We start from the raw sequence: 22,937 nt of genomic DNA, 5'->3' as shown, positions 1-22,937 counted from the left end.
GCAACCCCAGGCCATATCTATCAAGATAATAAGGCGCTGGCTAATTATCTGTTAGAAACAATCCGGGACAATCCAGCAATGCTCGCTTCAGCACTTGATCAATAATAGGGCAATGATAGTTGTCAGAATGAATGAAACGCTTTTCCAGAAAATCACCGGCTTACGCTCTATCAGTGGTGGCCGGGTTTTATTCAGAAACGCTTTGTTCGGATGACGCAGATCATAGGTGTACTCGGATAATTCTTCGTAACGCTGGCTTGGGTTCGGATCTACCATTTTTCTGATGGCATCATCTATCCAGAGCGGAATTTTACACTCATCATCGACTATAGAATTATAGGCTAAGCTGTTTTGCGCTGCGCTGGTTCTGGATTTAGCTACTTGCGTTCCATAAGGCAGCTTGCCGGTCAGCATTTGATAAGTGATGACCCCTAAAGAAAACATATCCGACCGTGTCGTTCCGCTTTCTCCCAGAAAATATTCCGGTGCGGTATATTGGGCAGTACCTAATAAACTGTTTCGCTTGAGCGGGGTGGCAATTTCCATAATGCCGGCAACTTCCGTCGAACCAAAATCGATGATCTTCACCGTGCCGGTGCTATCGATCATGATATTGTCGGGTCTCAGATCCTGATGCAGCATTTCCAGACGATGAAAAGCGCGTAATCCTTTGGCAATTTGTTCAATGATCCGGCGCACGGTTTCTATATCCGCCTTCGGGTTATCGATCATCCATTGAGTCAAGGTCTGGCCGTCAATGAATTCCGTGGCAACATACAGGAAGTTGCGTTTCCGCGTCTGTGCGCAAGGTTTGAGCACATGCGCATTATTGATGCGCCTGGCGATCCAGTCTTCCATCAGAAAGCGTTCCAGGTAAGCCGCATCGCCCCGAAGATCAATGGAGGGGGTTTTTATAACAACCTGCAAGTGGGTATCATTATCTACCGCAAGATATATATGGCTGCGGCTGCTGGCATGCAACTCTCTGACAATGGTGTAGCCGTCAAACAGCGCCCGTGCTTCCAGTATAGGCGGGAACGGCAGTTCGGTTAGCGACCGGTAAAGCTCTTTGGCATCCTGTCTGGGCAGGTTTTCGACTCTGACGATTTGTATCGTCAGGTTATCCGTACTGCCTTGCCGGTAAGCTTCATCGACGATCGTTTTTGCCGCGGTGTCGAGATCATTCCCGGATTTGTTGATGGCATGGATGATAAAAGGCAGCGTGACATGTTCATAAACGCCATCAGTCGCAAACAGGAAAATATCGCCTTTTGCCACGGCCAGGGCTTGATAATCAATTTCAACATGGGAGTCGATCCCTAAGGCGCGGCTAAGGTAGCTTTTATCCTGCGACACCCAAAGCCGATGATCATCGGTGAGCTGTTCCAGATCATTGCCGCGTAATCGGTAGATCCGGGCATCGCCAATATGAAAAATATGCGCAGTGGTGGATTTGATCACCATCGCGCTTAAGGTACAGACATAGCCTCTGTCCTTATCGTAGCAATACCGGTTTTGCCGCGTTTGCGCATGCAACCATGAGTTGCTTGCCATTAAAACCCGTTGTACCGACTTTTTTACCGACCAGGCTTCCGATGTACAAAAATAATCCTCCAAAAAGCCTGCCACAGCAGCCTGGCTGGCAATATGGCTGACATCGCTGCTGCTGATCCCGTCCGCCAAGGCAATGGCAATGCCTTTTGAACTCAACTGAGGTTCTTTCGGAATATAAACGCCGTGAAAATCCTGATTGGTTTCTTTACGGCCTTTATCGGAGCATTGGCCTATAGAGATTTGCAACCGACCAGGCATTGTCACGTTCCGGCAGAGTGTCGGCCGCGCACAGGCTGCAAGCCTCAGTAGCTCTTGTAAGGAAGAAACTTGCCGCTCATCACGATCCTGACGCGGTCCCCCTTGGGATCGGGCTCGCGTTGAAGATCCAGGCTGAAATCGATCGCACTCATAATGCCGTCCCCGAATTCTTCGTGAATCAAGGCCTTAAAGGTAGTGCCATAGACATTGACCAGTTCGTGGAAACGGTAAATCAGCGGGTCGGCCGGCACGGTGGTGGGCAGGGAGCCCTTGTAGGGAACCACTTGCAATTGTTCGATGGCCTCGGCGGGCAACTCCAGCATTGCGCCGATCCTGGCCGCCTGTTCGGCGTTGAGCGTCATCTGTCCGAGCAGGGCCGCGGTTGTCCATTCCTTGCTCCGGCCGATGGCATCGGCCAGTTGCGGCCATGTCAATTGCTTGCGCAGTTTTTGCGCGATAATCAATTCGGTGACTTCGTTGCGTGTCATGGTGAATTCCTTGACGGATTAAACAGTAATTGTCTAAAGCCCCGGCATTTATTGGGCGGAGGCTTTAACTAGGGATATTACTTTGGCGGAAAGCTATGCACCAAACGCTTCGGGAAAATGCCCAGGCCTATCGCTTTTGAGGGCTATTAAGCTTCCTTCCTCGCAACGAAAGAGCGTTTCGGGGCGGTTTTTATATGCGTGGAATATAACGTCAGCCCGGTAAACGCCAGCCCGCCAATCAGATTACCCAAAACAGTCGGAATCTCGTTCCAGATAAAGTAATCCATGATCGAGAACTTTCCTCCCATGATCAAACCGGCCGGAAACAGAAACATGTTAACCACCGAGTGCTCAAAGGTCATGCCGAAGAACAGCATGATCGGCATCCACATGGCGATCACCTTGCCGCTGACGGAAGTGGAAATCATCGCTCCAACCACGCCAGTTGATACCATCCAGTTACACAGCATGCCTCTGATAAAGATCGTTAACCAGCCGGCCGCGCCATATTTTGAATAGCCCAGTGTTCGCGCTTCACCGATGCCCGCAAGCTTTTTACCGACTGCATCGGGCTCAACGGAGAAACCATAGGTAAAGACAATCGACATCATAACCGCCACAGTTAAGGCGCCTAGAAAATTGCCTGAGAAGACCAAGCCCCAGTTCCTGAAAATACCGTCAATGGTCACGCCCGGACGTTTATCAAGCCATGCCAGCGGCGTCAAAACAAATACGCCGGTCAGAAGATCGAAACCCAGTAAATACAGCATGCAAAAACCAACGGGAAATAAAATTGCGCCAAAAATTGGAGAATTTGTCTGCACAGCGATAGCGACCGCAAATACGGCAGCCAGCGCCAGGATTGCACCGGCCATATAAGCTCTGATCAAGGTATCTCGGGTTGACATAAATATTTTTGATTCACCGGCATCGACCATCTTTGTGACAAATTCTGACGGGACTAAATAAGACATAATTTTTTCTCCAAATCTAAAATTAACAGGTGTAGTTCAATTAAGAACCCATTTATGAAGGCGGGTAAAGATTTCCCTATCAGAGCGGCATTAAAAAGTGACACTGGCCTGGAACCAGATTTTCTGGGTATCTGTGGTAGTAGCCAGCTTACCCAGATCGTCGTAGTAAGCGTATTTAGCCAGCAATGAATAATGTTTGCCGAATTTCTTGACCGCCATGACATCCCATTCCCTGCCGTAGTGAATGCTGCCGGTGTCGTCGGAAAAGTCATGATAGACGCCGGTTACTATGAGGTTGCCTTTATCAAAGGCGCCAATGACTGTGCCGAACACGTCTCGAATGCCATTGGCCGGGGTAACCAGAAACAGGTCAGCCCAACCCTGGAAGGCGTGGTTCGTACCCAGCGGCGTATCGAAAGTCTTGTTTACTCCCTGACCGCTAAGCTGCTCCACAGCCCCTTGAAAAGTGAAGTTATAAGCCGTAAAGCCGCCCATCACATTGATGCGATCGGCTTCATAGTTGGTTTTACCGTGTCCGTAATCCTGTTGAAGCCCCCATTCAGCGGTGTAATGCAGGTTATAGTTTTTATAAATTTTTGGCGTAGAGCCATTGAAGCGCACGCCATAGGTCTGGCTTGATTTTTCATAATTTTCTGTCTCGGTATAATCCAGCCAGTAGCCATACCCGACCAGATTGCCGTAATCACCGACCTTATAATTAATATTAAGTAGCGGCGCATCAATATTTTCTGTCGTGGAGGTAAACGTTTGCACATTACCGATAAAGCCGGCATTAATAGTCAGACCGAACAGCTGCTGGTTGTTATGGGTAATCAGCACAGAATCATAGGTTTGTTCCATCTGCCGCCAGCCGACATTGCCGATAAAGCGGTCGTCATCCAGCTTGATACGTTGCCGGCCGCCTTTTATGACAGTATCGGGTATGCCTGCATAACTGATCCACAGCTGGTTAAGCTCGCTTTTTTCAGGATCGGCGACTGTTGAGAAACCGGTCTTGCCGTTACGCAAGCTGTTGTAATCTTCCTGCATGGCAAGATTGCCTTCATATTCGGCATAGCCCTGCAAGCCGTGAAATACGGGAGAAAGAAAGCCTATCCGCAAGCGCGCGGTATTGGCGTTGGCGGTATGTGGATTAGGAGTGCCGCCCTTGTCCTGATCGACATTTTCATAACGATAATTCAAATCCGCCTTTATTGCGCCATAATGGCCGTAATGATAGAAATTAAGGGCATCTTCAATAGCCCGGGTAATATCTGCCAAGGCTGCGGGGCTTACGGTAGTCATGGACAAGATGGCGGCCATGACGGATATTTTTCTGTGATGCTGTAACATAAAATTCTCTGTTATCGGCTAGAAATAAACAATCAGGCGATGGTTAATGCGCCCGATCACATTCACTAAGAAAACCAAGCAGACTTTCCCTGTATTTGTAATAATCCGGATGGGCCAGCAGGGCTTTTCGGGTGCGCGGCCGGGGTAAATCAATGGCTTCGATTTTGCCGATTTTTGCATGCGGCCCGTTAGTCATCATCACCACACGGTCTGCTAGCAGAATGGCTTCATCGACATCATGCGTGACAATGATGGCGGTAACATGGGTTCTCTCCCAGACTTCCATTAAAACTTCCTGCAATTCCCAGCGGGTTAGGGAATCGAGCATGCCGAACGGTTCATCCAGCAGCAGCAGTTTAGGCGACAAGGCAAAGGCGCGGGCAATGCCGACGCGCTGGCGCATGCCATTGGATAAGTCGCCGGCTTTTTTATGCAGCGAATGACCCAAACCGACACGGGTCAGATAGTATTCGACAATGTCATCGCGCTCTGATTTGCTGGCATGGGGATAGACTTTATCGACGCCTAACATGACGTTTTCAAAGGCGGTGAGCCACGGAAACAGGCTGGGCGCCTGGAACACCACGCCGCGGTCGGGGCCGGCATTGGCAATTTCCTTGTTGTCCAGAATAATAACGCCTTCGGAAATGCTGTTTAATCCGGCAGTCATCGATAACACGGTGGATTTACCGCAGCCTGAGTGGCCGATGATGGAGATGAACTCGCCTTTTTTCATTTTCATGTCGAAGCCGTCAACGACCTTGACCGTGCTGTTGCCGTCGGGCGTAGGATAAATTTTTGACAGTTGCGAGAACTCGAGATAACGGGGTCTTCCCAAATCATCCTGTCCGGGTTTTAATGCCGAGATGTCAAGATTCCAGTCATTGCTGGTATTGGGCCTGACATTGGGCAGAACTATTTTATCCTGGCCCAGGTCCTGGGCTTTTTCCATGCCGATACTCATTAAGTATTGGGTAATTTCAGCGCGGCATTTTTTGAACTCTTCATTATGGTTTAACGCCGTTCTATCTCGCGGCCGCTCGATATTTATCTGAAAATGCGGTCCAAAAGTCGCATCAGGGCCTGGGTTAAGCGCGATTACGCGGTCAGCCATATAAATCGCTTCATCCACATCATTGGTAATCAGGATGACGGTTTTCTTTTCCTGCGCCCAGATTTGCAGAATTTCGTCCTGCAGATTGCCCCGCGTTAACGCATCCAGCGCACTCAATGGCTCATCGAGCAGTAAAATGTCAGGATTTGCAGCCAGGGCTCTGGCGACATTGACCCGTTGCCGCATGCCGCCGGATAATTCGGCAGGTTTTTTATCCATGGCGGCGCCCAGATTAACCATGCGGACGTATTTTTCAGTATGCGCCTTGCGGTTATCGGCAGGCCAATCCTTAAAAATCTCATCAACAGCCAAGGCCACGTTTTCAAAAACGGTCAGCCAAGGCATTAGTGAGTAGTTTTGGAACACGACGCCACGGTCAGGTCCGGGCGCCGTAATAGCTTTGCCCTGTTTCAAGACCTCGCCGCTATCGGCGTGAATCAAGCCTGCAATGGTTGAGATCAGGGTCGTTTTGCCGCTGCCGGAAAAGCCGACTATGGCGATAAATTCACCTTCCCTGATGTTCAGGTTAATGTCTTTGAGAATCGAAGTTTTATTTTTTCCTTCGCCATAAGACTTACAGACATTCTTTAATTCGACTAACGGCAGATAGGCGTCATTGGAAGGAGAGTTCTGTTTGGCTGTAGTATTAATATCGACAAGCTTGAGTTTTACGGCGGTCATGATTGTCTCCGGGTTAAAGTTCTCTACCGAAAGAGAATACTTTTTGAAATGACTGCATGATGCGATCCAGGATAAAGCCGATAATGCCGATGGTGAATACCGCTACCATGATCCTGCCTAATGAATTGGAACTGCCGTTCTGGAACTCATCCCAGACAAATTTTCCCAGTCCCGGGTTTTGTGCCAGCATTTCGGCGGCAATCAACACCATCCAGCCTACGCCCAGCGACAAGCGCATGCCGGTGAAAATATAAGGCAGGGAGGACGGAATAATGATTTTTCTGATTTGGGTAAGCCAGTTAAGCCGCAGGACTTTGCCGACATTCACCAGATCTTTGTCAATGGACGAGACGCCCACGGCGGTATTAATCAGGGTAGGCCAAAGCGAGCACAGCGTGACGGTAATGGCCGAGGTCAGGAATGATTTTTCAAACCAGGAGTCATCAGTGCTTACATACATGGCGCTGACAACCAGGGTGATGATAGGCAGCCACGCCAGCGGCGATACCGGTTTAAATATCTGGATCAGCGGATTGATGGCGGTATTGAAAACCGGGCTCATGCCGCAAAAAAGACCCAGCGGTATGGCGATTAAGGTGGCGATCACAAAACCGGCAAAAACCGTGTAGAGACTGGTTAAAATCTTATCCAGATAGGTCGCCTGGCCGTTATAGGGACGGCTTTTTATTTCAGAATCCGGATTTTCCGCCAGTTTTTTTTCATTGCGTGCTTGCTGGCGTTGATAATATTCAAGCTCTTTGTGTTTTTCTGCGTAATGTTCAGCCAACAATCCCCCTGCCTCATGCCAGACTGCAACCGGGCCGGGAATAGCTCCCAGACTGGTGTTGATTCTGGATGCCGAAAAGCCCCAGAGGCCCAGAAATAATATAAAGGCGATAACAGGAATGCCCATGATCAGCCATAGTTGGCGCAGTTGTTGTACAGGATTTTCCCCGGCGGCTATTTTTACAAAAGGAACAAACCAGGTTAGGCCGCTTAAGTTAAGAAATTTGATTAGCTTGTTGTTCATTTTGGTACCTTTAAACAGGTGGGAGATAAAAAATACGCGTCCTTGCACTCACACACATCCACTGTTTAGCGACGCAACCCTTTGTAGTGGCCATCGCCGTGTAGTAGCCATGGGCGGGCACAATGCCGGCCCTTACTCAACGATTTTTCCACCGGATATTTTTTGCTTGCCTTTAAGGCCAATGGTGAACTTAGTCAGATACTCATTGGGTTTCGAGCCGTCATAAATGATATTGTCAATAAAATCAGCCTGAGGCGGTTTAAAACCGGTTTCCTTTGCGCCGGGAAAATCGGAGGCTTTGGCTTTACCCTCGGCAATCAGGGCCTTGGCTGCAGCCATGTAGATATCAGGCCGATAGACTTTTTTGGCCGTTTCCATAAACCAGGCATCCGGTTTCTCTTCGTTGATCTGGCCCCAGCGGCGCATTTGGGTTAGATACCAGATGGCGTCGCTGTAATAGGGATAGGTTGCGTTATAGCGAAAAAAGACATTGAAATCGGGTAACGGCCGTTTATCGCCTTTTTCATATTCAAAAGTGCCGGTCATGCTGTTGGCGATGACTTCGTAGTCAGCGCCGACATACTGTTTTTGCGATAACATTTCTACGGCTTCAGGACGGTTTTTATTGTTGTCGGCATCCAGCCACATGGCCGCACGAATCAATGCCTTGACTACCGCCAGATGAGTTTTTGGATATTTGTCCGCCCATGCCTTGCTAACGCCAAATACTTTTTCGGGATTATTTTTCCAGATTTCATAATCGCTGATAACCGGAACGCCGATGCCTTTAATTACCGCTTGCTGATTCCAGGGTTCACCGACACAGTAACCGACAATCGTACCGGCATCCAGGGTGGCCGGCATTTGCGGCGGCGGCGTTACGGACAGCAAGGCGTCGGCATCAACCTGTCCCGACGTATCTTGGGGCGGGGAATAAAAGCCGGGCTTGATGCCGCCGGCTGCCAGCCAGTAGCGCAATTCATAGTTATGGGTGGATACCGGGAAAACCATCGCCATACTGAACGGTTTGCCTTCGCTTTTGAATTTCTCCACGACCGGTTTTAATGAGTCTGCTTTAATCGGGTGGACAGGTTTGCCTCCTGTCATGGGCACACCCTTTTTCATTTGCTTCCAAATCTCATTCGATACGGTAATGGCATTGCCGTTTAAGTCCATGCTGAATGCCGTAATAACTTCAGCCTTGGTGCCGAATCCAATGGTTGCCCCCAGTGGCTGACCCGCCAGCATATGCGCTCCGTCCAATTCACCGTTGATGACCCGGTCCAGCAGCACCTTCCAGTTGGCCTGGGCTTCTAGCTGAACTGAAAGGCCTTCATCATCGAAATAACCTTTTTCATAAGCAACCGCCAACGGAGCCATATCGGTCAATTTAATAAAGCCAAGCTTCAGGCTGTCCTTTTCCGGATCTTCAGCTGCATGGACATTGGCGGCAAAGGTTAGCGTCGTTAAACTGGCTATGGCAATTATCGCCGTCGCCAGCTTCTTAAGAGTGGCTATCCTGGTTTGTTTCATGATGAGGGTTCCTGTACAAAAATTACGGGCAAAAAAAAACGTCTTCAAACCGAACGCAATGGAAGTGCATTCGCTTTTGTCGACGCCTTTGTCTTGGGCTCAAGATGAGCTGGATTTTTTAGGCTCCACCGTTAGAGCCGTTGCAATCAGGTTAAAGCATAACTTATGCCAATGGCTGAATAACTTGCTCGTCTCAGCTTTTATATCAATTAATTCAAAATATTATAAATTTTTGGGGAAGGAAAGAAGATGCGTTAATAAGGTAGATCGGGACTTTGGAGTTTAATGCCATGCCTTACTAATGTGCACTATCAGGTCTTCGTGCACCAAAAAAGGTCTTTATAAAACGCTCACTTAAAGCAATAGCTGTCCAGATTGAATTAACGGACTAGGGAGCGAGCTGATTTGTCTGCCTGCGATGGAGGACATATGCATTTTCATGTCGTCAGCAAAGATTGCTGATTTCTCTGAAATTTAAGTAATTGAATTTAAAATAAAAAAGTAACAATGGCTTTTAACCTGCCATGTTCTATGACCGGTATTGCCAGCATACTGCTTAGATTATCCAATTCAGGATTGTAGGCGGATTCATGGTTGCCGCTGATTACCGGCATCCCGGTTAACCAGACCCGGCCTAGCGCTCCTTCACCCTTGTTAACCGGAATGGTTTCAAATATCTCGGCCAGATCATTGCTGGTTTTGCTAAAGCCCTGATGGCAAATGAGCTGATTGCCTTCCGTATTCAGCGTCCATATCTGGATACGTTTGGCGATGGGCGCGGCTTTGGCTGAAAGAAAAGTCATGATAAAGGTTTGCCGGCTATGGTCGGAAACGGGAATGCCAAGCCCTGTGGTTATGCCGGCTTGCTGCGCATCAGAGGCTCTGATAATGTCATCCGTTTTGCCCATATCCTCCATAAGGATCGGCATGCCGGTTGCCCATACCAGTCCGGGCAGCCCGTGGCCTTTCGGTATATTGATCTGTCTGGAAACAGTTTCAAAAGAGTGCCTGCTGCCGTAATAACCCTCCATAACGCTGAGTGTGTTTTGGGCTGCGCAGTTATTGCGCCATACTTCAATGGCGCCGGCATGTTCGGCATCGCCGCCGCATAAAAATACCACAACCGCCATTAGGAAATCGCCGGAAAAAACGGGTATGGCAATGCCGCAGGTCAGACCTGCTTTTTTTGCGGCGGCGGTTCGTTTAAAATAAGAATGATCAAATTGGGTAAGAACAATCGGATGGCCTGCCGCCCAGGCTCTACCCGGCAAGCCTTCATTATAGGCAAATTGATGTTGTTCGCTAGCCGCTTTAAAATCGGTCAGTTCGCCATAGACCCCGGAACCGAATTCAAGCCTGATGCGATCCTTATTGGGTATCCATATTTCAGTGACTTTAATAAAGGTTTTCATATTAAGAGCAATTTTGAAGAGTAAGAGTTTTTTATTTAAGCAGTTCCGCCATGGCGATAACATTTTTGGCCATTTCGCTCAGCGTGATATTACGATCCATTGCCAATTTCCTGAGCTTGTGATAAGCTTGGTCTTCAGTAAAATTCTGGGTCTTGATTAAAATGGCTTTGGCCTGGTCTACCTGCTTTCTGTTTTCAAGTTTTGCCCGGACTTCCTCGAGCTCATTTTTAAGTAATTGCTGGTGCCGGAAGCTGGCGCTGGCCACCTTGATAATGCTGTTAATGCGGTTATTTTCGTCACCTTCAACTATAAAGGCGCTGACTTCGGCTTTTATGGCCTGATTGATCGTGTCAATATTATCGTCTCTGGCAAACATGATTACCGGTAGCGCCCATTGATGATTGAGGCTATGCAGGTCGGTTAATATTTTTTCAGAGGGCGTTTCCAGATTAAAAATGACAACATCGGGTTTGATTTCCTTGATTAGCGTTAAAAACATAGCATTGTGTCGGGTTTTTAACACTTTGAAACCCCGCTTTTTAAGATTGTTTTCCAGCAATGCATTATCAGGATTGTCTTCAATTAATAATACATTCATCATGTTCATGTATTTGTGCCGGTCAATGTAATAGATTGGGGTTCATTATTAGCTATCTGCCGTTGAGCATCGATATCAGAATAAAATCTCGTGAAACCTTGCCGATTCGCCAGGCGCTAGTATGGCTCTTTCAGGAGCTGCATAGTAAATACAGTTTTGCTTGGTTCCGGCTCACTGTCTGATATATTCAAAACTGCCGCCTGGATAGGCATTTTTTCAGTCAAGCCCTGAAAAATACTGTGAATAAATAGCTTAAGGATATCAAATAAGCTATTATTTTGCGCAAGTGTGTATTAAGTTGCACCAACCTGGATTTTCTAATAATTGCTTTTATTGCACTTCATCAGGTTGAAACCTGAATTATTTCACCTATTCATGACCTTCCAAAATAATAACTCTCATTGTTTGGCGGGGCCTCAAGCCATTTCCTGACGAATGAACGCTTTGCCGAGGCAACGCTTGCTGCAAGTTAAAAAATTAATCTATACTTTTGATACTCATCGGCATGGAATCTGCTGTGAGTTATTTTAATTACTACCGTAATGGATGTCGCCGAAATAAGCCCTTTAATTCAAAGCAGATAATATGATACAGAAATATACCCCCTTAAAAGACCACGACACGCCTATCAAGGTATTGTTTACCGGCTACTTATGCACAGTAGGCATAGGCTATTTTTTTGCCCTGGTACAGATATTGTTTACGCATGGCATGGCTGACGGTAAATTGGGCTTGTCTATCGATGATATTGTCTACAGTTATTACGGCAACCGGTCAGGAACGGTTCTGGAAAACAAGCTGAACGGATCCATGAAAGACAAGGCGCCTGAGCAGGAGCGTTTTATGATCATGCAATGGGTCCGGGACGGCGCCAAGCTTGAGGATTATAAGGATTCAGGCGTCGACAAAATCATTGAAACGCGCTGCGTCATGTGCCATAACAAAGACGCAGCAGGCCTGCCCGATTTTACCCGGTTTGAACAATTAAAAGCGTTAACGGCCGGCGATGAAGGCGCTACCTTTGCCTCATTAACCCGTGTTTCACATATTCATTTGTTCGGCATCAGTTTTATTTTTATGTTTGTAGGGCTTATTTTCAGCTTTTCAGAGACTACGTCGACCAAGTACAAATGCATTGCCATTGGTATGCCCTATGTCTTCCTAATCGCCGATATCCTGTCCTGGTGGCTAACCAAAATTCATCCGATGTTTGCCTGGCTGGTTATATTGGCCGGTATGGGCATGGGTGTTTCATTTATTTTTATGTGGGTGATTTCCATTCTGGAAATGTGGCTTTTTAAACCGGTGTTTATTGATGGCCCCGGTGTGCACTACCTGCAATGGAAAGATACATTGACGTCGGAACAGAATAAAATCCGTTTCAATAAATTTATGGCTTTTATGAAGCGCATCGTGAGCCGGATTAAGCCCGCCCTGGCTTATGGTAAGGAAAAATGGCTAAGCCACGGTTGGCCGATTGTCAGAAATATAATAAATAACCGGCCTGAAAGCAGATAAATCATGAACAGGCGCTGAAACTGGGCAGGCATTAAAATAAAGCGGCGAGCTTTTTTGCCTTAGCTCAGTTTGCGAATCAAAAAAAGCCTGGGGTCTGAATCCTTAGGTTCGTGGCCGTAAATAATGCTGATTTTAAACTGCTCGGGACTCAGTTGTTCGCACCAGTTTTTAACCTGGATTGTCTCCTGATCGCCCCCGGCATGACCGGGATAAGCAATAACGGTCATAATGCCTTGGCCTGATAATATCTGGCTGGCGGAAGTCAATGCCGCCAATGTCGATTCTGTCCGCGTGATAAGCCTTTTATCGCCGCCCGGCAGATAGCCCAGGTTAAACATGCAGGCCCTGATTCTGCCATGATGCCGCGCCGGAATCTTCTCACTCATCTCCGCATGACTTGCATGGATCAGGGTCAGGCATTCGTGAGATTTTGTCTGCCGGAATCTTGCGTGGGTAGCCTCCAGGGCCGCCTGTTGTATATCAAAACTGTAAACTTTCCCTGAAGGACTTATTTGTTCAGCAAGAAACAGCGTATCATGGCCGTTGCCTGCCGTCGCATCAATGGCAATATCGCCGCTGCGCAGATTTTCCCTGATGAGGTCGTGGGCTATATCAACCAGGGAAATGCGTGGCATAGTGCCGGTTGATATTACAGGAATCAGGCAAGAGAGCGCCATGCAATAACGCATCCGCCAAGCGCTGGCTGTGCCAGGGTATCTGCACGCTGCCTTTGGCGCCAAAGCCGTTAAAAATGGCGACCTGCCTGTGCTGCGGGTGAGTGCCGATAAACGGGTATCTGTCCTGGGTGCTGGGCCTGATGTTGGCCTCATGGTTTATCAGCTTGGCATGCCTTAAATCGGCTGACATTTGCCCGAGTGAGGTTAATAATTGATCTTTGCCCGACTCGGTAGGCTCAGTATCCAGATTCTCCCGGTCGAAGGTTGCGCCGGTACGGATTTGATGGGAGTTTAAGGGAAGCAGCCAGTTGCCGTAATTAAGGATTTTATCGGGCAATCCGGCTTCGTGTTCCAGCGTTAGAATTTCACCTTTTACCGCTTGAAAAGGCAGCCATGAAAACCAGGGATTTTGTATGGCGCGATAACCTTCGCAGAAAATAATTTGTCTGGCATAAATGTCCTGCCAGCGTAAAGACGGCTTGAGCTGGATATCGCCGTAATTTAAGTCAGCCAGCCGGTAGCTGTTTGCAGAAATGAAAAAATCTTTTAAGCAGCGTAATAAGGGCCTGGTTAATAAATAGCCGGTTTGTTTTTGCTCCAGGAAACCGAACGGCGTCACCAGGTTGGCAATGGGTCTTTCCGGCGGTATTAAATCACCCAAATAGCTTCGATACGCAGGATCATCAAACCTCCCCATACAATTTTTAACTTCTTTTTCACTGCAAAAAATGCGCAGCATCGGTTTTTCAATGTAAAAAGATTGCTGAAAATAGCCGGATAACCTGGAATAAAAGCGTTTTGCCGCGGGCAATAAGCTGTCGACATGGGCTGATTTTACAAAGCGCAGGCCCGTGATGGGATTAATCAATCCGGCGGCAATTTGCGAGGCATTTTCCTTGCCGCTATCAATAACTATCACTTGGCAATTTCTTTGCATAAGTTCCCATGCAAGCAGGCTGCCGGCCAGTCCCTGGCCTATGATTAAAAAGTCGATAGTCATTGAACTGATTGGTAAAGCCCGCAGCCGGTGAATTTAAAGCTCAAAGACAAGGAGATTACCGTAAGCGTATTCAGCAATACAACTACGGCAGGCCCCTTATTCTTCCTTGCAGCCGAAAAATAGTACGTCCCATTTAATAAAGCGCGGGTTTTAGCGTGCGTGATAAAAAGGCGTTGTTAGTCTTTTAGTGCGCATCATCATGATGCCATTTGGGCATCATGATGATGGAATTGGGATTAAGTCCCTGATTTTTGAGCACGTCAATACTGGCTATTTTTTCCTGGCTTTTCAAATCAATCACACTGATGGAACCATCGCTCATTTCAGGTAAATTTATAAAACTGTTTTGAACGATAGCATAGCGGGCATCGGGTGAAAGTACCACATGGTGAGCGCCGCCTGCCGTTGCAATGGATTTTAGCAGCTTCGGTTTAGCCGGCTCGCTGATGTCGAAGATATTCAAATGGCCAGGCTTGGCGGTTGTGATGTACAAACGGTCATGACGATCATTGAAATAAATCTCCAGCGGCACGCCTTGCTTGATGCTGCTAAAGTCAAAAACTTGCCGGAAGTCAAAAACTTTCTTTTCATCATTCCAGGTTCCCGTCCACAAGGCATTGCCAAACATCGTGTTGATATAGGCAAGCGCAGGTTTCGCATTCGGCAGAAAAACCGCTTCAACGGGCGATACGCCGGAAGGTGAAGGTTTATCAGAGAGTTTGTGCGTGGATAACACCTTGCCGGTGGTTGCTTCGATGACAGTGACTGTTTCGCCCGCATCGCCGAGATCAGAGGGGCGAACGGTGCTGGTGACTATAAGACGGTCAATGTCTTCGTTAAGGCCGATGCCATGCGGATAGCGAATAAATGTATCTTTGGAATCCGCGGCAATCACTTTTATTGTCTGGTCATTTTGAGCATCGCCTTTAATAACGTTGCTTGAGCCCATGCAGGTTAAATACCATGTTTTGTTATCTTTGGAAAAAACCATATCTTCACCCACTTGGCACTCCGGCACTTCAACTTTTTTCAGCTGATAAGGGATATGTTTCATGTCCATAGTGTGGAGGGGACCATTACCGAGCGCGGTTATATAAGCCTTGCTTGAGTCTTTGTTGTAAAAAATATGATGAGCGACCCGGTCAGTGGGCAGTGGAATATCGTTTATAATTTTAGCAAAGCCGGGTGATTTGGGATCTACGTCAATGATGGCGATGCCTTCACGTCTTGGCGTTAGATTGGGTTTGCTTTCGTAATTAACCATCGCCAGTATTTCGCTATGCGCCAGTGCCGGAAGCAGCACGGCTAGAGCCAAAACAAGCAGGCGTTTTATTATTTTCATAAGGTATCCTTGAAAGTTGTATCGCTGCAGGGACCAGCTTACACAATCTAAAGCCGGTCCATGCAGCTAATTTCTCAAATCAGGCTTCGGCAGTGGTTGGATCAATGATAGTTTTAATTTCGGAAACGCGATTGGCGGGAAAGCCGCCGTGTTCGGCATGTTCTCTAACCGTTGCTTCATCCGGCGCGATATAGACGCAGTAGACTTTATCATTGGTCACATAGCTTTCCAGCCACTGGATCTTTGGCCCCATGGACTGCAGCACGCCGCAGGATTTTTCTGAAATGCCTTGCAGATCCTGGGCGGTTAATGAACCTGCACCGGGAATTTCACGTTCGATAATATATTTTGGCATAGCTGACTCCTTAGTTAATGGGTAATATTATGAATGGATATTTTGCTTGGCCTATATCCATAGGCCTTTTGAGTCAATGTATAATTGATCCCAAGAACAGAAATTGAATCCCTTCGAATTCAACTTCATTAAATTATTAAACTATAAATTCCAAATCCAGACCAAGCAAATAAGCGCAATATTTTGCTGTTCATAGTCGGCCTAATGCCATTTCCCAAACACTTAAGATGGAGGATTGGAAAGACTGGTACTTCTCTTTCTTAAAACTAAATAAAAACTCAAGAAAATCGATGAAAATCAGGCCGGCAATAGAATAGTAAAAAAGAAGTTTAGAAAAAATGCGTTTATTTTTATGCTTTAAAAACAGGTAACGGTAATTCTTAAATTCCATTCGCTTCAAATGGCTTGAATTCATCCGATTGAGCTGAGAATGAATATGTTCAAAGCGGGCATCGGGTATCATGACAATCTTTGTTATACGTGACATTCTATATGAAAGTTCTACATCTTCCCTAAAGCTATAGCCGGTAAACCATTCATCGAAAGCATTATCTTCAAGAAGCTTGCGGCGAAAATTCATACTGTATCCGGCAAGCAGCTCGACTTGGGTTATCTTCTTAATTTCATGTAAAAAAATGGGAAAACCAAAACCCGAAGGAGTCATTTTGCCATTAAAAAAACTAATCATAAAGGTACGCATAAGAAAACTTCGTATGTTCCACTTTAAGCCCTTAGGAGAAGATTTAATAACCACACTTCCAGATACACATCCCACATCAGGATTAGTATTAAAACAACGAACCACATTCTTTATATAATCAGGATCAAAAACAATATCATCATCGGTAAAGAAAACAAGGTCGCCGCTAGATAAACGAAACCCCTCATTCCGGGCTTTAGCTGAACTCTTCTCCGCCCTATGATGCCAAATATATACTAAATCCTTATTTTTACTCTGCTGATTAAATATACCTACAACCTCTTTAGATAAGTCATTATCACTTTGATCAATCACAATAACTTCATTGGGCAGCAAGGTCTGCTTGCTAATAGAATCGAGCGCATTCCTTAAGTCTGAAGGCCGATTCAGGGTGGGAATAATAATGGATAATTTCATGTTCAGTTGTTAATGATCTGACAAACTTCTAAGGCTGCTGTTTTTTAATTTATCTTTATACATCAGGCAAGTTTAAGGTATTTTTTCGGATTGACTCGAGATTGTTGTCCATCTTTTCGACAATTATTTTATAAGTAAAACACGCGACCCAGATTTAAGCGAAATTTTTACTGCGCTTTAAAAAAATCTCCGAATAATTCCTCGCAGCACTGTTTGAGCGGCGCGGATGAGTTTTCAATTTTCATCCGCAACAGCGCGCCTTGCCAGGCATTTACTAAAAGATCAGCCATATCTTCGGCTGATTTGTCTGATCTAATCGTACCTTCCTGCTGTGCCTTGGCCAGGCCTGATTTTATTAAATCCCGGTAGCGGCAAAGCGCCGATTGCAAGGACTTTTGACAAAGATCGCTGCTGCCTCCCAGTTCGCCCATTAAATTGCCCAGCAGACAGCCGCCTTTAAAGCCGGCTTTTTCAAGCTCTATAATTAAACCATTAAAATAAAGTTGTAATGCTGTCAAGGCATCGGTATCCGGGTTCTGCAAATAGCAGGTTAACTGCTGTATGAACGGGTTGATATAATGCTGTATAACTTCAGCGCCAAAATTTTCCTTACTGCCAAAGTAGTTATAAAAAGAACCTTTCGGTATTTGTACGGCATCCAGAATTTCCTTCAGACCAGTGCCATGATAACCCTGCTGCATAAGCAGGATTACGCCTTGAGTTAACAGGTTCTCTCTATTGATTTGCTTTTTTGTAATGCTGCTGCGGATCATGAATTTATGATACGACTGGTTGTCTTGAATTGTCAATGAACTTTCATCAGTTCGTTTTGCTTATCTCTCGTGGATAAAGCTGCGGCCTGTGAGTCACAGGTAAAATAGCCATAGGGAATTGAATTCCTATAAATTTCAAGAGGCAACTCTTGCTATTCAGGGTTTTATCGTGAAGTTTGAGTCTTTTTCAGATTTTTAAGAAAATGCATTTTTGCTGCCTGCAAATAAAATGGGTGATATGCCCTATCAGAATAAGTGCATTGACCCGTAATTTTTGAATATTTTTGTAGACAGCGGCTAGAAGCCTTGATTTAGCTGGTATTCTGCTGGACAAACTATAGTATTCAGCAACTATCCTGCCAGCTGTAGCGTCATATTGCCGCGCGGCAATATGACGCATTTTCAGAGTTTACTTAATTCGCTAGACTTCGGCCAACTTTTGTATTCGCTCTGATTACATCAGTTGATATCCCTCCTCTCGACTCGCGGGCTTACTGTTCGGCCCGCATTTTTTTATACGAGGTTATTATGAACCGTAGCCATTTATCGCCTCTGGCAAATATTTTTAACCCCTTAACCCGTCAGGAACTCAACCTTAGAACTGCCATCCATGAAGCCGGCCACGCCGCGGCGATTTACCTTGGCAACAAGCACAAGCAGCTGCCTCCGGTTTTTTTTCGAATTTATATTAACGAACCGGCTAGCCGCCTTCAAGTCCCTGCCAATTCAGGCAAGCGACAAGGTAATTGTATGGCTGAGGTAGAAGGCGGCCGCTTGATTCATACGCTACCCTCATCCATTGATATGGCGACCCGGGATTTTTCTTCAGCACAAAAGCAGGCGTATGAATGCGCTTTCGACGCGGATATCGTCAATATGCTGGCAGGGCCGCTGGCGGAGGCAAAATACATTGCCCAGCGTGACGATGAGTTGATTAATCCTGGTCTGGTGAATCCGGATAGCCTGCATTTTTATGGTGGTTCATCCGATCTGGAGGCGACCAATGAATACCTTGCCTGCTTTACTGCCGACCGGGAATTGCGGCAAAAGAAGATGGCAGAATTGTTTCTGGCTGCATTCAATTTTGTAAATAACAGCTGGAACTGGCTTGCCATCAATGCGCTGGCCGATTATATTTTAATGCAAAGTAAAAATATAATTGAATGCGAAGAAGCCATTGCCGTGATTAATGCCCGGTTTGCCGCTTATTGGTCTCCAGTCAAAATCTGAAAAAGAAAAAGACCAGGATTAGACTTTACTGGCATGGTGCTGCTACATCCTCGCTCCGAACAATGCAGTGCCAATTCTGACAATTGTCGAGCCTTCGGCAATGGCTGCTTTTAGATCTCCCGTCATGCCGAACGAGAAAGTATCCAGCTCCGGGTTGTCAAGTTTGGCAACGGCCTGATAAAGTACTTTATAAGGTTCGCGCTGTTGTTCAAAATCTTCCCGGGGAGCAGGAATCGCCATGACGCCGCGCAGCTTCAGATTTGGCAACTCAGCAACGAGTCTGCACATTTGAGGCAATTCATCCAGGGCAATGCCGGACTTGCTGGCCTCGCCGCTGATGTTGACCTGCAGGCAAACATTCAAGGGCGCTAGGGCGCTTGGCCGCTGTTCACTAAGGCGTTGGGCGATTTTTAATGTATCCACGCTGTGTATCCAATCAAAATGAGCGGCAAGGGCTTTGGTTTTATTGGACTGAATAGGGCCGATGAAGTGCCAGCTAATGTTAAAAGCGCCCAGTTCCTGCTGCTTTTTCAGCGCCTCCTGACAATAACTCTCGCCAAAGTGACGCTGTCCCGCCTGGTAGGCTGCGACAATATCCTCGGCAGGCCTCGTTTTGCTGACCGCCAGTAATAATATCGATGCCGGATCGCGCTTGTAATCAAGCGCCGCCTGTCGGATTTGGGCGCGGATATGGTTAAGATTCTGGGCTATCATGATCATCAGGTTAAATTTAAAGGAATATCGCCGGCTTATTAAACAACACGGCTTCAAAAAAGCAAAGAGTTGAACTATTGTTTAATGAATAGTTGGAGGTCGTTTACTTATTGCTTCAAGAGGATGTCATGGATATTGCCGAGTTACTGGCCTTTTCAGTAAAAAATAGCGCGTCGGACTTGCATTTGTCGGCAGGCTTACCTCCGATGATCCGGGTGGACGGCGATATCAGGCGCATTAATATTCCCGCTTTGGATCACAAGGCCGTGCATGCGCTCATTTATGACATCATGAATGACAAGCAGCGCCGCGATTATGAGGAATTTCTGGAGATCGATTTTTCCTTCGATTTGCCCGGCATCGCTAGATTCCGGGTCAATGCGTTTAACCAGGAGCGCGGCGCGGCCGGTGTTTTCAGGACCATTCCTTCCAAGGTTTTAAGTCTGGAAGACTTGAATGCCCCCAAGTTTTTTGAGGAGTTGTGCAAAAAACCGCGGGGTCTGGTTTTGGTTACCGGGCCGACCGGTTCCGGTAAATCAACGACTCTGGCCGCCATGATCAACCATATTAATTGCAATGATTATGCGCATATTCTCACCGTTGAAGACCCTATCGAATTTGTTCATGAAAGCCAGAAGTGCTTGATTAACCAGCGCGAGGTGCACCGCGATACGCACGGCTTTAATGAGGCGCTGCGCTCGGCCTTGCGCGAAGATCCCGATATTATTCTGGTGGGCGAAATGCGCGATCTGGAAACCATCCGGCTGGCATTGACGGCGGCGGAAACCGGCCACCTTGTTTTTGGGACCTTGCATACCACTTCAGCCGCGAAAACGATCGATCGTATTATTGATGTCTTCCCGGCCGCCGAAAAAGATATGATCCGCTCCATGCTGTCCGAATCCTTGCAGGCGGTTATTTCCCAAACATTGCTCAAGAAAATCGGCGGCGGCCGCATTGCCGCGCATGAAATCATGGTCGGCACAGCGGCTATCAGAAACCTGATACGCGAAGCCAAAGTCGCGCAAATGTATTCCGCCATCCAAACGGGGCGCAGGGACGGCATGCAAACCCTGGATCAGAATCTGAAAGAACTGGTGGATAAAGGCTTGATTACGGCCAAAATGGCAATGGTCAAGGCAGTCAATAAAGATATGTTCCGTTAACAGGAAGAGATTATGGATTTTAAAGCGCTACTTGCACTGATGGTGCAAAAAAAGGCATCGGATTTATTTATTACGGCAGGCAGAGCGCCGACCCTAAAAATCGATGGAAGCCTGGTTGAAGTCTCTAAAACTGCGCTGACCGCGGATCAGGCAGCAGCGATTGTGCTGAGTATTATGAGTCAGCAGCAGAAAAATGAATTTGAAAATACCAAAGAGTGCCAGTTTGCGATTGGTTTTCAGGGCCTGGGCCGGTTCAGAGTCAGCGCTTTCACCCAGCGGGACACAGCGGGCATGGTATTGCGCCGGATTGAAAATCAAATACCCGATGCCGAGGCTTTAAATTTGCCGCTCATTTTAAAAGAGCTGGTCATGGAGAAGCGCGGACTGCTGATCTTTGTAGGCGGTACCGGCACCGGCAAATCAACCTCGCTGGCATCCCTGATCAAGCATCGCAATCAGAACAGCAGTGGCCATATTATTACTATTGAAGACCCGATTGAGTTTCAGCATCCGCATCTGGGCTGTATTATTACGCAGCGCGAAGTCGGGCTTGATACCGAGTCTTATGAGGTGGCTTTAAAAAATACCTTGCGCCAGGCCCCTGACGTGATTTTGATCGGTGAAATCAGAACCCGGGAAACCATGCAGAATGCCATTACTTTTGCTGAAACCGGGCATTTATGCCTGTCAACGCTGCATGCCAACAACGCCAATCAGGCATTGGACCGGATTCTGCATTTCTTCCCGGATGAAATGCACGGCCAGTTATTGATGGATTTATCGTTGAACCTGCGCGGTATTATCGCTCAGCAACTGATTAAGCGGGCTGACGGCAAAGGGCGTTATCCCGCTGTTGAAATACTGATTAATACGCCGTTGGCCAAGGATTATATTCGCAAGGGTGAAATTAATAAGCTGAAAGAATTAATTAAGGCCTCCCGTGAACAGGGCATGCAGACCTTTGACCAGGCCCTTTATGACTTGTATGTGGCCGGCAAAATCAGTTATGAAGATGCCCTGAATTCGGCGGACTCCAGAAATGAAGTCCGTTTGATGATCAAGCTGGGCGCTGAAAATGCCGGTAAATTTGGCACTGATGACATGATTTTATCAGAGACCGATGATGCCAAAGGCTCTATTTTTTAACAGCTTAAGCCTGACAAGATACGGATTTGTTCGAGCCTGCCTAAGACCTTTTTCTCGACTTCATAATAGCCTCGTACGCCCTGGTGATTTTTTGCGTTTTTTCCTTGGCGAGGTTCATCACTTCTTCCGGCAAGCCTTTGGCTATCAGTTTGTCCGGATGGTTTTGGCTCATCAAGCGCCGGTAGCTGTTTTTGACTTCGATATCACTGGCGGAAGGCGTTAAGCCTAAAACTCCATACGCATCCTGTAGACTGGTTTTTTGCCGGGGCTTGTGATAGCGCCGGTTGTGCTGTTCCCAGCCATAAAAGCGATGCTGCGCCTGTATTTGTATTTTTAAACGTTCATAGTCAAAGCGGGAAATTCTCAGCTGGCTGCAAATATGCAAAAGCAGATTTTCTTCGCCAGCATCCAACGCGCCATCAGCATATGCCGCCTGTAGCTGGATTTCCAGGAACATCCGAATCAAATCGGTGCGCCCCTGGCATTCCTTGCTGAATTGAGCCAGGGCATCATCGAGCCGGAAGTCCGCCTGCTTTCCCTGTTGAAAAAGATTAATGGCCGCCGAGCGCATGGCGCCTGAAATTCTCATTTCATCCATTACTTGATTGGCCAGCGATATTTCTTCAGGCGAGACCCGGCCGTCAGCCTTGGCAATATGGCCCATGACTGAAAAAGTAGCCGTAAAAAAAGCCATTTGCACCCGCTGCTGAACGCCGGGATTAAAGGTTTCGTCAATTTCTACACCAATCATGCCCAGATCAAACTGGTGCCCGATTGATGCGCCTAAAACAGCGCCTAAAGGTCCGCCGAATAAAAATCCGAACGCGCCGCCCAGCAATTTGCCCACCCAGATCATTGATATCAACCTTCTTGTGTAAAAATTAATGATAAAATTATAACGATT

Annotated in this window: 21 protein-coding genes; 4 read left to right on the top strand and 17 right to left on the bottom strand. The window is 47.0% G+C overall.

Going from position 1 to position 22,937, the window contains the following annotated elements; translation table 11 throughout:
- Positions 1-87 precede the first annotated feature (87 nt).
- The 9 genes from HUX64_RS07325 to HUX64_RS07285 all read right to left on the bottom strand — a co-directional run bounded on the left by HUX64_RS07325 (position 88) and on the right by HUX64_RS07285 (position 11,004).
- Positions 88-1,812, bottom strand: coding sequence for a bifunctional protein-serine/threonine kinase/phosphatase (locus HUX64_RS07325; RefSeq protein WP_174625586.1), 1,725 nt, complete (start codon positions 1,810-1,812; stop codon positions 88-90).
- 44 nt (positions 1,813-1,856) lie between these two features.
- Positions 1,857-2,300 (bottom strand): cyanase, encoded by a 444-nt coding sequence (cynS, locus tag HUX64_RS07320; RefSeq protein ID WP_174625585.1) that lies wholly within the window; start codon positions 2,298-2,300, stop codon positions 1,857-1,859.
- Between the two features lie 146 nt (positions 2,301-2,446).
- Complete coding sequence (locus HUX64_RS07315; protein ID WP_174625584.1) at positions 2,447-3,274, bottom strand: formate/nitrite transporter family protein; 828 nt, start codon at positions 3,272-3,274, stop codon at positions 2,447-2,449.
- 90 nt (positions 3,275-3,364) lie between these two features.
- Complete coding sequence (locus HUX64_RS07310) at positions 3,365-4,627, bottom strand: alginate export family protein (protein ID WP_174625583.1); 1,263 nt, start codon at positions 4,625-4,627, stop codon at positions 3,365-3,367.
- Positions 4,628-4,670: 43 nt separating this feature from the next.
- Positions 4,671-6,422, bottom strand: coding sequence for an ABC transporter ATP-binding protein (locus HUX64_RS07305; RefSeq protein ID WP_174625582.1), 1,752 nt, complete (start codon positions 6,420-6,422; stop codon positions 4,671-4,673).
- A gap of 13 nt (positions 6,423-6,435) precedes the next feature.
- Positions 6,436-7,452, bottom strand: coding sequence for an ABC transporter permease (locus tag HUX64_RS07300; RefSeq protein WP_174625581.1), 1,017 nt, complete (start codon positions 7,450-7,452; stop codon positions 6,436-6,438).
- Positions 7,453-7,584: 132 nt separating this feature from the next.
- Positions 7,585-8,985 carry a CmpA/NrtA family ABC transporter substrate-binding protein gene (locus HUX64_RS07295; protein ID WP_174625580.1) on the bottom strand — a complete coding sequence of 467 codons (1,401 nt, stop codon included), beginning with the start codon at positions 8,983-8,985 and terminating at the stop codon, positions 7,585-7,587.
- A gap of 488 nt (positions 8,986-9,473) precedes the next feature.
- Positions 9,474-10,397, bottom strand: coding sequence for a GAF domain-containing protein (locus HUX64_RS07290; protein ID WP_174625579.1), 924 nt, complete (start codon positions 10,395-10,397; stop codon positions 9,474-9,476).
- Positions 10,398-10,428: 31 nt separating this feature from the next.
- Positions 10,429-11,004 (bottom strand): ANTAR domain-containing response regulator, encoded by a 576-nt coding sequence (locus HUX64_RS07285; RefSeq protein ID WP_246246940.1) that lies wholly within the window; start codon positions 11,002-11,004, stop codon positions 10,429-10,431.
- 576 nt (positions 11,005-11,580) lie between these two features.
- Between HUX64_RS07285 and HUX64_RS07280 the strand changes: the two genes are divergently transcribed.
- Positions 11,581-12,513, top strand: a complete 933-nt coding sequence (locus tag HUX64_RS07280; protein ID WP_174625578.1) for a hypothetical protein — start codon at positions 11,581-11,583, stop codon at positions 12,511-12,513.
- 59 nt (positions 12,514-12,572) lie between these two features.
- On the opposite strand, the gene mnmM is transcribed toward HUX64_RS07280, so the two are convergent.
- The 6 genes from mnmM to HUX64_RS07250 all read right to left on the bottom strand — a co-directional run bounded on the left by mnmM (position 12,573) and on the right by HUX64_RS07250 (position 17,777).
- Entirely contained in the window at positions 12,573-13,148 is a 576-nt protein-coding gene (mnmM, locus tag HUX64_RS07275; RefSeq protein ID WP_174625577.1) for a tRNA 5-(aminomethyl)-2-thiouridylate-methyltransferase MnmM, read from the bottom strand.
- A complete protein-coding gene (locus HUX64_RS07270; RefSeq protein ID WP_174625576.1) occupies positions 13,126-14,190 on the bottom strand; it encodes an NAD(P)/FAD-dependent oxidoreductase in 1,065 nt (354 codons plus the stop codon). The genes mnmM and HUX64_RS07270 overlap by 23 nt, the downstream gene beginning before the upstream one ends.
- 184 nt (positions 14,191-14,374) lie before the next feature.
- Positions 14,375-15,532 (bottom strand): YncE family protein, encoded by a 1,158-nt coding sequence (locus HUX64_RS07265; RefSeq protein ID WP_174625575.1) that lies wholly within the window; start codon positions 15,530-15,532, stop codon positions 14,375-14,377.
- A gap of 79 nt (positions 15,533-15,611) precedes the next feature.
- Positions 15,612-15,887, bottom strand: coding sequence for a DUF4242 domain-containing protein (locus HUX64_RS07260; protein WP_174625574.1), 276 nt, complete (start codon positions 15,885-15,887; stop codon positions 15,612-15,614).
- 190 nt (positions 15,888-16,077) lie between these two features.
- Positions 16,078-17,004 (bottom strand): glycosyltransferase family 2 protein, encoded by a 927-nt coding sequence (locus HUX64_RS07255; protein WP_174625573.1) that lies wholly within the window; start codon positions 17,002-17,004, stop codon positions 16,078-16,080.
- Between the two features lie 167 nt (positions 17,005-17,171).
- On the bottom strand, positions 17,172-17,777 hold the full coding sequence (locus HUX64_RS07250) for a TetR/AcrR family transcriptional regulator (RefSeq protein WP_174625595.1): 606 nt from the start codon (positions 17,775-17,777) through the stop codon (positions 17,172-17,174).
- Between the two features lie 528 nt (positions 17,778-18,305).
- Here HUX64_RS07250 and HUX64_RS07245 point away from each other — a divergent pair.
- Positions 18,306-19,007 carry a hypothetical protein gene (locus HUX64_RS07245; RefSeq protein WP_174625572.1) on the top strand — a complete coding sequence of 234 codons (702 nt, stop codon included), beginning with the start codon at positions 18,306-18,308 and terminating at the stop codon, positions 19,005-19,007.
- 42 nt (positions 19,008-19,049) lie between these two features.
- Here the strand turns inward: HUX64_RS07245 and HUX64_RS07240 are convergent, their stop codons facing one another.
- Positions 19,050-19,721 (bottom strand): YggS family pyridoxal phosphate-dependent enzyme, encoded by a 672-nt coding sequence (locus HUX64_RS07240; protein ID WP_281355258.1) that lies wholly within the window; start codon positions 19,719-19,721, stop codon positions 19,050-19,052.
- Positions 19,722-19,849: 128 nt separating this feature from the next.
- On the opposite strand from HUX64_RS07240, the gene HUX64_RS07235 reads away from it, so the two are divergent.
- Complete coding sequence (locus HUX64_RS07235; RefSeq protein WP_174625570.1) at positions 19,850-20,887, top strand: type IV pilus twitching motility protein PilT; 1,038 nt, start codon at positions 19,850-19,852, stop codon at positions 20,885-20,887.
- Positions 20,888-20,899: 12 nt separating this feature from the next.
- Complete coding sequence (locus HUX64_RS07230; RefSeq protein ID WP_174625569.1) at positions 20,900-22,033, top strand: PilT/PilU family type 4a pilus ATPase; 1,134 nt, start codon at positions 20,900-20,902, stop codon at positions 22,031-22,033.
- Between the two features lie 40 nt (positions 22,034-22,073).
- Here the strand turns inward: HUX64_RS07230 and djlA are convergent, their stop codons facing one another.
- Positions 22,074-22,889, bottom strand: a complete 816-nt coding sequence (gene djlA, locus HUX64_RS07225) for a co-chaperone DjlA (protein ID WP_174625568.1) — start codon at positions 22,887-22,889, stop codon at positions 22,074-22,076.
- Positions 22,890-22,937: the final 48 nt, after the last annotated feature.

The sequence above is a fragment of the Candidatus Methylobacter favarea genome (assembly GCF_902806695.1).
In the GTDB taxonomy this organism is placed as follows: Bacteria; Pseudomonadota; Gammaproteobacteria; order Methylococcales; family Methylomonadaceae; genus Methylobacter_B; species Methylobacter_B favarea.
The sequence above is the reverse complement of the archived record's forward strand: the minus strand, read 5'-3'. Positions and strand labels throughout refer to the sequence as shown.